14 protein-coding genes are annotated in these 12,430 nt (G+C 40.2%); 4 read left to right on the top strand and 10 right to left on the bottom strand.

The window, feature by feature from the left end; translation table 11 throughout:
• Window positions 1-36: 36 nt before the first annotated feature.
• A complete protein-coding gene (locus FJX03_06195) occupies window positions 37-426 on the bottom strand; it encodes an acyl-CoA thioesterase (GenBank protein MBM3633275.1) in 390 nt (129 codons plus the stop codon).
• Window positions 427-765: 339 nt separating this feature from the next.
• Here FJX03_06195 and FJX03_06190 point away from each other — a divergent pair, with 339 nt between their 5' ends.
• A complete protein-coding gene (locus FJX03_06190) occupies window positions 766-1,890 on the top strand; it encodes an aminotransferase class I/II-fold pyridoxal phosphate-dependent enzyme (GenBank protein ID MBM3633274.1) in 1,125 nt (374 codons plus the stop codon).
• On the opposite strand, the gene FJX03_06185 is transcribed toward FJX03_06190, so the two are convergent.
• The 4 genes from FJX03_06185 to FJX03_06170 are packed head-to-tail and all read right to left on the bottom strand — an operon-like array spanning window position 1,828 to window position 4,225.
• Window positions 1,828-2,277, bottom strand: coding sequence for a DoxX family protein (locus tag FJX03_06185; GenBank protein MBM3633273.1), 450 nt, complete (start codon window positions 2,275-2,277; stop codon window positions 1,828-1,830). The two genes, FJX03_06190 and FJX03_06185, sit on opposite strands and share 63 nt — an antisense overlap.
• Entirely contained in the window at window positions 2,247-3,095 is an 849-nt protein-coding gene (locus FJX03_06180) for a DUF2063 domain-containing protein (protein MBM3633272.1), read from the bottom strand. The genes FJX03_06185 and FJX03_06180 overlap by 31 nt, the downstream gene beginning before the upstream one ends.
• Window positions 3,007-3,885 (bottom strand): DUF692 domain-containing protein, encoded by an 879-nt coding sequence (locus FJX03_06175; GenBank protein ID MBM3633271.1) that lies wholly within the window; start codon window positions 3,883-3,885, stop codon window positions 3,007-3,009. Before FJX03_06175 ends, FJX03_06180 begins: the two co-directional genes overlap by 89 nt.
• Window positions 3,886-3,928: 43 nt before the next feature.
• Window positions 3,929-4,225 carry a DUF2282 domain-containing protein gene (locus tag FJX03_06170; protein MBM3633270.1) on the bottom strand — a complete coding sequence of 99 codons (297 nt, stop codon included), beginning with the start codon at window positions 4,223-4,225 and terminating at the stop codon, window positions 3,929-3,931.
• Window positions 4,226-4,618: 393 nt separating this feature from the next.
• On the opposite strand from FJX03_06170, the gene FJX03_06165 reads away from it, so the two are divergent.
• Window positions 4,619-6,274, top strand: coding sequence for a cytochrome c biogenesis protein DipZ (locus FJX03_06165; protein MBM3633269.1), 1,656 nt, complete (start codon window positions 4,619-4,621; stop codon window positions 6,272-6,274).
• Between the two features lie 56 nt (window positions 6,275-6,330).
• Here FJX03_06165 and FJX03_06160 read toward each other — a convergent pair whose 3' ends face one another.
• Complete coding sequence (locus FJX03_06160; GenBank protein MBM3633268.1) at window positions 6,331-6,948, bottom strand: glutathione S-transferase; 618 nt, start codon at window positions 6,946-6,948, stop codon at window positions 6,331-6,333.
• A gap of 140 nt (window positions 6,949-7,088) precedes the next feature.
• On the opposite strand from FJX03_06160, the gene FJX03_06155 reads away from it, so the two are divergent.
• Window positions 7,089-8,570, top strand: a complete 1,482-nt coding sequence (locus FJX03_06155) for a deoxyribodipyrimidine photo-lyase (protein MBM3633267.1) — start codon at window positions 7,089-7,091, stop codon at window positions 8,568-8,570.
• Here the strand turns inward: FJX03_06155 and FJX03_06150 are convergent.
• The 3 genes from FJX03_06150 to accB all read right to left on the bottom strand — a co-directional run bounded on the left by FJX03_06150 (window position 8,559) and on the right by accB (window position 10,973).
• Window positions 8,559-9,023, bottom strand: a complete 465-nt coding sequence (locus tag FJX03_06150; protein ID MBM3633266.1) for a RidA family protein — start codon at window positions 9,021-9,023, stop codon at window positions 8,559-8,561. The genes FJX03_06155 and FJX03_06150 overlap by 12 nt on opposite strands.
• A gap of 80 nt (window positions 9,024-9,103) precedes the next feature.
• On the bottom strand, window positions 9,104-10,492 hold the full coding sequence (gene accC / locus FJX03_06145) for an acetyl-CoA carboxylase biotin carboxylase subunit (protein MBM3633265.1): 1,389 nt from the start codon (window positions 10,490-10,492) through the stop codon (window positions 9,104-9,106).
• A 10-nt stretch (window positions 10,493-10,502) separates the two neighbouring features.
• Window positions 10,503-10,973 (bottom strand): acetyl-CoA carboxylase biotin carboxyl carrier protein, encoded by a 471-nt coding sequence (accB, locus tag FJX03_06140; GenBank protein ID MBM3633264.1) that lies wholly within the window; start codon window positions 10,971-10,973, stop codon window positions 10,503-10,505.
• 500 nt (window positions 10,974-11,473) lie between these two features.
• Here accB and FJX03_06135 point away from each other — a divergent pair, with 500 nt between their 5' ends.
• Window positions 11,474-12,199 (top strand): hypothetical protein, encoded by a 726-nt coding sequence (locus FJX03_06135; GenBank protein MBM3633263.1) that lies wholly within the window; start codon window positions 11,474-11,476, stop codon window positions 12,197-12,199.
• A 143-nt stretch (window positions 12,200-12,342) separates the two neighbouring features.
• Here the strand turns inward: FJX03_06135 and FJX03_06130 are convergent.
• A partial coding sequence (locus tag FJX03_06130) for an IS1595 family transposase (GenBank protein ID MBM3633262.1) occupies window positions 12,343-12,430 on the bottom strand: 88 nt, incomplete at its 5' end.

The following is a 12,430-nucleotide window of genomic DNA, read 5'->3' as shown; positions in this document are numbered from 1 at the left end:
AGGCGGTAAAAAAAGGAGGCGTAAAAGGAGAAAGAATTACTTATCTTTGGGGACTTCCCGAGGTTTATGATCATTGTCTATAGCAACAAAGGTAAAGGTTCCTTCAGTAACCTTTATAACCTCGTCTCGCAACGCCCGACGAACCCAGGCCTCTATGCGAAGCGTTAAGGATGAAAAACCAATGCGCGTGACTTCTGCATAACAACTCACTTCATCGCCCACAAAAACAGGTTCGTGGAATACGAGAGAATCAATAGCAACTGTTGCAACGCGTCCTCTTGCCCTAACAGCAGCAACACTCCCACCAGCTAAGTCCATTTGAGCAACGAGCCAACCACCAAAAATATCGCCACTTGGATTTGTGTCTGATGGCATAGCAATAGCCCGCGTTGACAATAATCGATTCGGTGGCAAAAATGTTTCCATAGAACTCGACGACTTTCTATTATCACATATTAAAAAAACGATGCTTTTTACAGTGTAAGATATGAATAATTTATTTTTAGTTTATTTTCAAAGAATGGTGAGCTGGGAAACGTCAAAACAAGTCACAAATCTTATGTTTAAAGGCGCCTAAGCAATCAATTATATTGAAAAATTGGAAATTACGTAAAAAACTTATGGAAAAACTTTCATAAATTTGCGAAGCTGCATCGATCGCGAATTTAAAACTTAAGAATCTGAAAGTTGGATGAACCAAAAAGTAATGTTATGACCTGATACGTCAAGTGCGTCACAAAAAAATAATATTGAAAGGAAAAGAATATGTCCGCGAAGCCAATGTTAACAATTCACCCCCAAGCCCGCGATAGTATAAAAAAATTGGGTCTTCAAGGACCTTTGAAAAAGCATTTTTCACAAATTCCCTTTCAAATTGATCTGTCAAACAATACCAATCCCCTTTCCCCATATTTGCCAAATTATCCAATGATTGATCCCTTGGAACTCAAGCAACTTTACTTGGATTTTATTGGGAATGAAAGTTTAACGCCCGAAAATCTTCTCTTTACCGTGGGTTCAGCAGATGGCATTGATTTAATCTTAAGAGGTTTTGCGCAACCCCCCAGTGACGTAATTTGTGTAACCGATCCCACTTATTTTGCCTATGAACATTGGGCAACTTTATATGATTTACCTATTAAGAAAATTCCGTTAACAGGCGACAATTTTGAAGACATTTCTGTTAAAAACATTAAAAATATTGATCCAAAAATCTTTATTTTATGCAATCCCAACAATCCAACGGGTACCCAAGTCCGCACCGAAACAATTGAAAACATATGCCAAACCATTAATGGACTTGTGGTCATTGACGAAGCTTACATTGAGTTTTCTGATCAGGAGTCTGCAGCTAAGATGCTTCATAAATATGATAATCTTGTCATCTTAAGAACCCTGTCCAAAGCGTGGGGTATGGCGGGTGCACGCTGTGGAATTATCTTGGCAGACAAACGCATTATCAACACCCTTCTCTATGTTCAGGCTCCCTTCAGCTTTTCTATTCCCACACAAGATTCGGTGCGCGAAGGTTTAACTCATTCCACTCCTCTTAAACAATCTTGGGAGATCATAAAGCAAGAGCGGGATAAACTTGTTCAAAGCTTAAAAGGTTTATCTTGCGTTAGTAAGGTCTATCCGAGTCAGTCCAATTTTGTGATGGTGATTTTAAAGGATTTTGATAAAACTTTTGCAAGACTTTTGAACAGGGGCATTTATGTTGCCAGTTGCCGCTGGGCCATCCCCAGTGCTATTCGCATTTCGGTTTCTACAAAGAATAATAACCAAGCGCTTCTTCAGGCTCTAGATGAATGCGCTATAGACGGGCCGTTATCTTGTGACATACCGTCGACACCACAAGGCATCAAGCGAGAGGGGACCGGCACCCTTTAATAGAAGGACACCCAACATCAGTATCCAATCCATATGATCGTGGTGGGTTATGTATGTGAAATGTATAACCCCGACGATCACAAGCAGCGGAATTGTTGCCAGTCGGGTCATCAGGCCAAGAATTAATAACGCCGGGCAAGCAAGTTCAAAGAACATTGTCAGATAGGCTGCAATATCCGGAGATATAAAAGGAATATGATATTCAAATCGAAATAAACTTAATGTTGCGTCTAGGTGTTTAACTTTTACGATTGCCGTTCTGCCAAATGTAAATGCCATCCAGAATCGAATGCCCAGCAAAAGGACAGGCCAGCCATAATACTCAAGTCGTTCAAACAGACGGGTTAATTTTTTAGTCAAACACATGTTTCGTCTCCTTCTCGGCATAAAATGGGATGTTGTAAAAGAAAACTGAATGCTTCTTGAGCATCAAATTCTGGTTCTAAAACTTGGGCTGCAGCAAAGGCAACTTCAATATCTTGACCTTCTTTTAAGCGGTTTATGAAAACAAATAAAGAAGCAGAAACCCAATACACATTAATGTGCCCCTGATGCTTTAAAATAAGGGCATAAGATGTTCCCTTTAAATCGGATAAAGGCTTTTTGGGTTCATTTTGGTGAGTCTGAATAATTTGTTCTAAGGGATGAAGAAAAGCCATCAACTGACAAGAGGGTTGGAAATGAAAACTAATCTCTTTTTGGCTAGAATCCACAAGTTTTCTCATATCCTCAGGATTTAACAATGGTTTTTCTTTTGCGCAATAGGCGATATGTTTAGCCCATTCAAATTGAGCCATTTCTGTTAAGTAGGGCCATTGCGACGCCAATTCATATCGCTGGATAAAAGATATGAATCCGCCTCCCCAGTCTTCTAAGGAACCTGTACATGGTAAACTGACTTCAACGTACGCGCGAACCATACGACGCGCTGTTGTGTCGTCTATAATTGAAAATACTAAGGGGTAATCATTAACTAAGCTGCGATGATGAACGGAAAAAATATTATGATGGTAAACATCCAGAGACTCTTCCTTAGGTAAATCTGTGGATTTTATATGCTGCATAAAATCTTCATACCCATGACCCAGAATAAACTCTCGAAAATCCCGTTGTATTTTACCCAAACCGGACATGGCGTTCCTTTCGAGTCGTATTAGAAGGAACGCGCACAGAATCAAGAATCGTTTGTGCTTTTGAGGCTTCATCTAACAATGTAGTCAAGCTCGGAACATTGCTATCCCATTCGATGAGAGTCGGGACAGGACCAAAGATATTTATGGCTTTTTGATATAAATCCCAAACTTCGGGACAAACTTGTGACCCATGATCATCAATACGAAGTTTGCCTTGCAGGACATGGCCCGAGAGGTGCATTTCTTTGACTTTTCCGGCGGGAATGGCTTTTAAGTATTGCTGAGCATCCCATCCGTGATTAGAACAAGAGACATAAATGTTATTGATATCTAAGAGAACACCCGCACCAGCCCGATGTACCAAAGCTCCTAAAAATTCTGCTTCGCTCATTTCACTCACCTGAAATTGTAAGTATGAAGAAGGATTCTCAATTAATAAAGGGCGCTCTAATAAATCCTGTATGCGGGAAAGGTTTGAGGCGAATAGAGTTAAAGCCTCGTGCGTATAAGGAATCGGCAACAGATCATTGAGGTAGTATCCATCAATCCGCCCCCACGAAAGATGGTCTGACACAAAAAATGGATTGATACGCTCGATAAGAGCTTTCACACGCTTCACATGTTCTTCATCAATGCCATCACTTGATCCTAAAGACAAATTAACAGCATGGAAACTGACGGGATAATCCTGACGCAATCGCTCCAGGATTTTGAAAGCTGGTGTATCAAAGTTCAAGAAATTTTCTGCATGAACCTCTAACCAAGCTATCGGCTGCTTTTCATTTAAGAAATCTGTATAATGGGGCCTACGCAAACCAACACCTGCAGACGCTTGACGTGGAGATAAGCCTGTAAAACTCATAAATAATGATTCCTATTCTTTCATAATCCGTGTCTTAACGATATCAAACGGGAGACTTTTTTGTCGGAACAGGTGGCGGTTTTAGCGTTCCCTTCCTTCCGAAACATGTCCCTTTGGGTACCAAAATCCAAGCGTAAGGATCGTTGTCTTCAACAGACCACGAATAGCAGGCATGTTTTTCACCATTTCTGTCTGTTCCCCAACATTCATTTTCACCAGCTTTGGCGATTCCATAACATCTTTCATGGTCGTTTTTTGGTGGCTCATTTTCGGCATTCGCCACAGATATACTAATTGCTGTGACTAGAGCAGAGTAAATATAGGAAGTTTTCAAGATAATTCCCCTTTAATAAAATATAAATCCAATTTTGCTGTAGTCACACGTATTATGACAACATTATTTTTTATAACAGACAAGAGGTAAAAAGATTATGAAGATAAAAAATTTTCTGTCATATCAAAATGTTATATTGCTTAATACAGACTTAGCTCCCGTAGACTAAGGGGCTTGTGTTTCATTCCTTTACACGTATTTTCTCCCAATGGGCATTCATACCGGTCAATTCCAATTTAAAGTAATTATGTATTTTAGTTTTAAAAAACAGCTTATTAACAATCTTCGCAAGATTAATTAGAAAATTATTAATGTATTTTAAAGTTCCTTGATTAATAAATATTTTAAACATAGCATTAAATTAATGAGTTTAAGTTCTTGTTCTGAATTGAGGTCAAAATGAATTTTTTCGCATATGGACTTGCATTTTTAGAGGGTTTGGGCCTCATTCTCTCTCCTTGTATCCTTCCCATTTTACCTATTGTTTTATCTGTCGGCATTGAAGGGGCAAGGTGGCGGCCCTACGGCATCATTGTCGGCTTTGTGATTTCTTTCTCAGCGTTAACACTCCTATCCCGCCAGTTAATTACAGCTCTCGGCATTGATGTGAACGTCATTCGATATATCTCCTTTGTTCTCCTCTTTCTTTTTGGTCTTGTGCTTATTTCCGATTCCTTAAGTGAGAAATTTACAAAATGGACCACTCATTTTGCCAATTTAGGTGAAAAATTGGCGCAAACCCAAGCTATCAACTCGGGATTTCTAGGAGGATTATTTTTAGGTGTGGGTATTGGATGTATTTGGATCCCTTGTGCTGGTCCCATTATGGCAGCTGTTATCGTTCAAACTGTTACGCAACAAACAACCATTGAGACTGTCTTTACCCTGCTATCTTTCAGTCTCGGAGCATCTTTACCTATGTTGTTTCTCATTTTAATGGGCAGAAGAATTATGAAACAGGTTTCTTCCCTGAAATCATATACAGGCGTTATTCGAAAAATGCTTGGAATTATTATTTTAATAAGCGTTGTTTATTCTGCTTGGCCTGCAGGAGCTTCCTTTGCTCCGACAGAAGCGCCAAAAGAAAATATTAATCCCCCCTCAGAGGGATTAATAAATGGATTGCCGGCTCCCTATACTGCTCCTAATATTGCTGGAATTCAAAATTGGATTAATTCCCCCCCTTTAAGTTTAGACTCCCTCAAAGGAAAAGTCGTTTTGATTGATTTTTGGACCTACTCTTGTATAAATTGTGTGAGAACGCTGCCTCATTTAATAAAATGGGATGAAACCTATCGAAATAATGGCTTAGTTATTATTGGCATTCATACCCCCGAATTTGCCTTCGAGATGGATTTGAAAAATGTCCAAAATGCCGTTAAACAACATAATATTCACTACAGTGTAGCGTTGGATAATGCCTTTAAAACATGGCTTAATTTTAAAAATCGCTATTGGCCTGCCCACTACTTAATCGACCGAGAAGGAAAAATAGTTTATACCCATTTTGGTGAAGGAAATTATGATGTCACCGAGTCCAACATCCGCTATCTATTAGGATTAACCTCAAAAGGAGAAACTCCGGTAGAAGCCAAAGAAATTGGTACCGATCCCATAACTCCAGAAACTTATTTAGGGTCTGAACGCGCCGAAAGATTTGCCTCCCCTTCCGTCATCATTCCCGATCAACCTTTTGATTACCCAAATGTTAGTGATATCACTCTTAATAGCTGGTCTTTAGAAGGAAAATGGATTGTTGAAAAACAAAGAAGTGTATGTAAAGAAGCCCAGGCAAAACTCAAACTTCATTTCAATGCCAAAAAAGTCTTTCTTGTTCTTGGAAGCGAGACTGGTCAGCCTCTCAAGGCAAAAATCACTTTGAATAGTCAGGGTCTCGGAAAAAATTCTGGTGCAGATGTTAAAAATGATGAAGTCACAATTACAAAAGATACCCTATACGAATTAGTGTCTTTACCCTCTTTCGCAGAAGGTCAGCTAGAAATTCAAGCCCTAGAGCCTGGTTTGCAAGCCTATGCCTTTACCTTTGGTCGTTAGGTATAGACTTCTCATCCCCAAAGTTTGAAAGATGCTTCTTGCAGGCATCAGACAAATTAAAAAGAAATGAAAATAGGTTTATCCCCTGCTGACCAAGGGGAATACGGCCGCATCACTTCCTCAAATAAGGTACTTGTTGTAAAACAATCTAACCATACTTTTAATCGAGGGTAAGACTGCTTCTCAAACCATGCCCTATCAACTAAAATAAATTGGCGAATGAGAGGAAAAATGGCCATATCAACTAAGGTAAGCGTACTTCCCGTTAAAAACGGAGTGAGCCTGTTTTCTACCTTTTTCAAAAAAATCTCACCCTGCTCCCGATGATTTGTGCTGGCTTCTTCAGGATATCGGTTAGGGTACTTGTAACGATTTAAAGCTTGAGCAAACACCGTATCATTTTCATGAATCAATTGAATATCGTGTTCAGATAATAGAGGATTTTTTAACGCCCATTTCATAATATCTAGACTTTGTTCCAAAATTCTTTCATCCATCAACTGCAGGACAGGAACCGTACCCTTAGGGGAAATCGCCAGTATCTCAGGGGGTTTATTCTTTAAATCAACCTCTCGATGTTCATGGGAAATTTTAGCTGTATAAATTGCCAAGCGAGCACGCATTGCATAGGGGCAGCGACGAAATGTATACAAAATGGGTAGAGGTACGGTCATGAAAAATTTATCCTGTCAGGTATCTTCTTGTTTGTTTTAGCACCACCAATGGCTTTAAAAGCTTAAGTGAAAAAGAGGCATCTATGCCATCTCGACAACTATCTCATTTAAGGTTATTTATTTCAAATGGAGAAATTTATATGACCCTGGCAATTAGCAAATCTTCCGCGTCTCAGCCTCCTGTCATCCTATGGTTTCGAAAGGATTTAAGATTATCAGACAATCCTGCTTTACAGGCTGCTTTGAAAACGGGCCAACCTATTCTCCCGTTGTTTATTTTTGACGATCAGGATCACACCATAAAACGTCTTTTAGGGGGAGCCTCTCGATGGTGGTTACATAAAAGTTTACTAACTTTACAATCGCAGCTGCCAAATTTATGTCTTCGGCGGGGAAATGCAAAAACGATTCTTCTTGAGCTTATTCAAAAGGTCGGTGCCACCCAAATTTTCATGAATCGGCGTTATGGAACATCAATTGACCCTGATGAAAGTGTACTTCAAGAATTTTTCCAAACCTACGGAATAATATGCCAAGTTTCTAAAGGCAATCTACTTTCAGATCCCGTAACTATGCTTAATCAATCTGGGAAACCTTATCAAATATTTTCTTCCTATTGGAATCATTGTCTAAAAATCTTAAGACCTGAACGTCCCCATCCAAGCCCGCAATACATCCCAACTATACAAGAGACTTCAGATAAGTTAGAAGCGTGGGATTTATTACCAGTTGCGCCCAATTGGGCAGCAGGATTTGAAGAGTTTTGGACACCAGGAGAAAGGGGAGCACATGAACGTTTAAGCACCTTTGTCGAGGAAAATCTTGTAGGATACCAACTTCAACGCAACTTCCCAGCAAATGAACGAACTTCTCGCCTATCACCTCACCTTCATTGGGGAGAAATAAGTCCCAATCAAATATGGCACGTGATTCGAGCACAGCAAGTCCAAAACCCAGCTAGCTCGCAAGATAGTCACACATTTCTTGCAGAAATTGGTTGGCGGGAATTTGCTTATTACTTAGCGTATCATTTCCCTCACATGAGTGATGACCCTTTGCGCCCTCAATTTAAAGCTTTCCCCTGGCGTTATGACCCTGAGGGTTTAAAAGCTTGGCAGAAAGGGCTGACTGGTTATCCTATCGTTGATGCCGGCATGAGAGAATTATGGCACACGGGGTGGATGCATAATCGTGTTCGCATGATTGTTGCCTCATTTTTAGTCAAGCATCTCCTTATCCCCTGGCAAGATGGTGAACGATGGTTTTGGGATACACTTGTGGATGCTGATCTTGCGAGCAATGCAATGAATTGGCAGTGGGCAGCAGGTTGCGGTGTAGATGCTGCACCTTATTTTCGTATTTTTAATCCAACTTTGCAGGCTGAAAAATTTGATCCCGAAGGTGCTTACATTCGTCTTTGGGTGCCAGAACTTAAAGCCCTCCCAAATTTATACATCCATAAACCTTGGCAAGCACCGATGCCCATTCTTGAAAAAGCAGGGATTCAAATTGGCAAAACTTATCCATACCCTATCGTGGATCATGCAGCAGCACGCGCTAGAGCTCTTGGGGCCTACCAGCAAATGAAAATTGAAAATTTAACTTATTTATCAACTGATTAGAAAAGTTGCCTCAACTTCAACAGCAGCGCCTAATGGCAAAGAGCTAACCCCAATTGCTGCACGCGCATGACGACCATTTTCACCAAAAACTTCAACCATTAAATCTGACGCCCCATTAATGACCTTAGCATGGTCGGCAAAGTCAGGAATGCAATTTACAAACCCACCGAGTCGCAAACATCTTTGTACCCGACCCAAATCCCCCTCACATGCCACTTTCAATTGAGTGAGAATATTAATGGCGCAAAGTCTTGCAGCCATCTGTCCCTCTTCTAAAGACACTTCGTGGCCAATTTTCCCCTTAAAGGTAACTTGGCCATCGTTCACAGGAAGTTGTCCAGAAATAATGACTCTATTTCCTTCAATTACATAAGGAACATAATTCGCAACAGCTAAAGGAGGGGTTGGCAAAAAGATATTTAAAGAGGCGAGCAGTTGATCAATAGAAACCATAATGCGAATCTTTCATCCAATTTTAACATAATGAAAATATACAAAATCCTGAAAAGACCATTAAATAACCCTTGATGACGTCACATCTTAAGTTTCTTTTCAAGCCAATGAATATCGTAATCTCCCCGTTGAATATCGGGGTCGTCAACTAAAGTTCGGTGAAGAGGGAGTATTGTCTCAATACCATCAATCACATATTCTCGTAATGCTCGCTCTACCCGCTTAAGACATTCTTGGCGTGTATCCCCATATACAATGAGTTTTGCAACCAAACTGTCATAATGAGGCGGAACATGATAACCCTGGTAGAGATGACTATCCACACGCACGCCCCAACCTCCCGGCGCATGATAACCTGTAATTTCTCCCGGAGACGGAACGAAAGTTTCATGATGTTCTGCGTTAATACGGCATTCAATCGCGTGTCCTGTAAACTTAATATCTTCTTGGCGCAACGTGAGGGGAAAACCGGCCGCAACTTTGATTTGCTCTTTGACCAAATCAATACCCGTCACCATTTCTGTGATGGGATGTTCGACTTGCAAACGGGTATTCATTTCCATAAAGAAAAATTCCCCATCTTCATAAAGAAATTCTAAAGTTCCAACCCCTCGATATCCCATCTTTTTAATGGCCTTGGTGACAATTTGACCAAGCTCTATTCTCTTTTCAGGGGAAAGGCCTGGCGAAGGCGCTTCTTCCCAAATCTTTTGATGACGTCGTTGGATTGAACAATCCCGCTCACCCAAATGCACAACATTGCCATATGCGTCTGCCAAAATCTGAACTTCGATATGGCGAGGACGCTTCAAATATCTTTCCATATAAACCTGATCATTGCCAAAATTTGCTTTCGCTTCAGCTCGGGCTAGGCGCAAGGCTTGAGGCAATTCTTCAGCCGTATTGGCAACTTTCATTCCTTTTCCACCACCCCCACTTGTAGCTTTAATAAGTAGGGGATATCCGATGGTATTACCCAGCTCAATGGCCTGATCATCCGTATCAACGCCCCCATCAGATCCGGGAACAACCGGAATACCAAGATCAATCATGGTTTTCTTTGCCGTAATCTTATCTCCCATCAGGGTAATATGCTCGGGCGTTGGCCCGATAAAGGTCATACCATGTTCTTCAATCATACCCGCAAAGGCAGCATTTTCAGATAAAAACCCTACGCCCGGATGAATAGCTGTTGCGCCCGTGATATCTGCTGCACTAATAATAGCGGACATCTTTAAATAGCTATCGCGCCCGGAAGGGGGCCCGATACAAACACTTTCATCAGCAAGACGAACGTGCATAGATGTAGCATCCGCTGTTGAATGTACAGCGACAGTCTTAATACCCATTTCACGACAAGCCCGTTGAATCCGAAGAGCGATTTCACCTCGATTAGCAATCAATATTTTGTCAAATAGCTTAGGCTCAGCTGATGAGGGAACTTTTAGAATGGAAGTAAGGGACGACATTTTCATCAACTTATTCAATAATCATTAGAGGTTCGCCAAATTCAACCGGCGTTCCATCTTTGGCAAAAATTTGAGTAACTTTGCCGGCTTGAGGAGCTTTAATAGGGTTCATAACTTTCATTGCTTCAATTATCATTAGTGTCTGACCACTTGTAATAACGTCCCCAACCTTTACAAACGGAGCGGCACCCGGCTCAGAGCACATGTAAGCTGTGCCTACCATGGGCGATTTAACCGTCCCAGGGTGACTGCTTAACGTTAAGGGATGTGATGGTGCTGTATTTTGTGGTGAAGGAACAAACGCAGAATCCCCTGAAATAGTCTCTTGAGTCATAACTGTTGATGAGTGAATCCCCCCTCCTCGAGAAACCCGAATGCGACGCCCTTCATCTTCATATTCAATTTCAGTTAATTTCGTATCGACAAGAATTTCTGCCAGTTGACGAATTGCATCACCATCAATCTTAAACTTTGTCGCCATATACCCCAAAATCCTCTAAATAAAACATTCTATGGCCTAGGTATACCGTTTTGTGACTCATACTGCAACCTTTGCGTTAACTGGGCATTATACCAACGGCTTCTAAAAGTCCAAGTTAGGTAATCGATCAATACTGAGAACTATAAGCTCCTTCTCCCTGTCATATTCAAGTTTGCCCCTTTCTTCTCAAACACTTTTCTTTAAGAAAATTTAGAATTAAGGAAGTCACCGAACCTTTCAAAATATTTGAAAAAAGCAGGAGAACAAAAATTTTCTGCTTGAACGTACATTTATCATTCTCCTCTTATTTTTATTTTCCTAAGTCAATAAGTCAAATTATGGGCATTTGTTAATTTGGGCATCTCAATAAATTGACATTTTAATTTTATAAATCTATAGAATTAACGGTCTTTTGTGTTCAAGGTTTTATCAAAAATTTTTCTTAGCTCTTATTTAACTAAAATTGACTTTTAGAAAATTTATTTAATCAAGGATATGAAATGGAAATTATTCAAGTATACGATTTTAAAATAATTAAAAAGATCGCCGTTTTTGCATTGAGTACCAATCTGGGCTTCGTGGCGCCCGTGCAGGCAAAATTTGACGGCTATTATATTGGCGCAAGCCTTGGCCATATCCAACAAAATACCTACATCAATGCAGAGCAAAATCCTGGAAATGCAAATGCTGACACTTTTAACTCAACGACTATACAAACATTACCCTGCGCAGAACTTTTTTTCGGGTGGGGACAAATTTTTAGGAAAAAATTATATTTTGGTCTAGAAGGCAAATTTGATTTTACAAAGAGCGGAATAAAAAAAGCCGCTGAGGATATAAGTTTTATTTATCTTTCTGGTCGCAAAGGCGTTGGGGCCACCTTACTATTCCGCTGTGGATATTTTAGTAGTTCACGAACCATGCTTTATGGGGGTATAGGTATCAAAACAATATACTTTCATCATAACTTATTTGAAAAAGCAGACAAAATCTCCGCTCCTTTGTCAAAACGATCCCTACGCCCCTTAATAGAGATAGGGGTGGAAACTTCCCTCCCTGCTTTTGATAACCTGAGTTTTCGAGTCTCCTATTCTTTTATGGCTAAAAGTAAGATGATTACCAAAACTGCAAGTTTTCCTACAAATCATATGTACCGCGAAAATGGCAGTTTTAACACTGGTATTGCTGAACATGCAGGAAAAGCCGGTATAATTTATCATTTCTAATACAGAGCCTCTTTATATCAATGGTGGATATTGAGGATGAAATAAATTGCGATATAAAGAAAAGTGACTGATCAAAATTTATAAGCTTTTTTTTGTCCTTTGCCATCAATAACTAATTTAAAATTAGGGGCTGTCCTAGATAACTAGTTTAAGAACTCTTGAACCCATTGTTTTAACTGTTTTAATTGAGCTTTCGGGTCAGGGTTGTTAAAACGCCACTCACATTCCTTC

This window comes from Alphaproteobacteria bacterium (genome assembly GCA_016870095.1).
GTDB lineage: Bacteria > Pseudomonadota > Alphaproteobacteria > Paracaedibacterales > VGCI01 > VGCI01.
The sequence above is the reverse complement of the archived record's forward strand: the minus strand, read 5'-3'. Positions and strand labels throughout refer to the sequence as shown.

Excerpts from the sequence above, each read along its gene's own strand:
- FJX03_06195 (MBM3633275.1), bottom strand. The coding sequence starts at position 426 with ATGGAAACATTTTTGCCACCGAATCGATTATTGTCAACGCGGGCTATT.
- FJX03_06190 (MBM3633274.1), top strand. The coding sequence starts at position 766 with ATGTCCGCGAAGCCAATGTTAACAATTCACCCCCAAGCCCGCGATAGT.
- FJX03_06185 (MBM3633273.1), bottom strand. The coding sequence starts at position 2,277 with ATGCCGAGAAGGAGACGAAACATGTGTTTGACTAAAAAATTAACCCGT.
- FJX03_06180 (MBM3633272.1), bottom strand. The coding sequence starts at position 3,095 with ATGAAGCCTCAAAAGCACAAACGATTCTTGATTCTGTGCGCGTTCCTT.
- FJX03_06175 (MBM3633271.1), bottom strand. The coding sequence starts at position 3,885 with ATGAGTTTTACAGGCTTATCTCCACGTCAAGCGTCTGCAGGTGTTGGT.
- FJX03_06165 (MBM3633269.1), top strand. The coding sequence starts at position 4,619 with ATGAATTTTTTCGCATATGGACTTGCATTTTTAGAGGGTTTGGGCCTC.
- FJX03_06160 (MBM3633268.1), bottom strand. The coding sequence starts at position 6,948 with ATGACCGTACCTCTACCCATTTTGTATACATTTCGTCGCTGCCCCTAT.
- FJX03_06155 (MBM3633267.1), top strand. The coding sequence starts at position 7,089 with ATGACCCTGGCAATTAGCAAATCTTCCGCGTCTCAGCCTCCTGTCATC.
- FJX03_06150 (MBM3633266.1), bottom strand. The coding sequence starts at position 9,023 with ATGGTTTCTATTGATCAACTGCTCGCCTCTTTAAATATCTTTTTGCCA.
- accC (MBM3633265.1), bottom strand. The coding sequence starts at position 10,492 with ATGTCGTCCCTTACTTCCATTCTAAAAGTTCCCTCATCAGCTGAGCCT.
- accB (MBM3633264.1), bottom strand. The coding sequence starts at position 10,973 with ATGGCGACAAAGTTTAAGATTGATGGTGATGCAATTCGTCAACTGGCA.
- FJX03_06135 (MBM3633263.1), top strand. The coding sequence starts at position 11,474 with ATGGAAATTATTCAAGTATACGATTTTAAAATAATTAAAAAGATCGCC.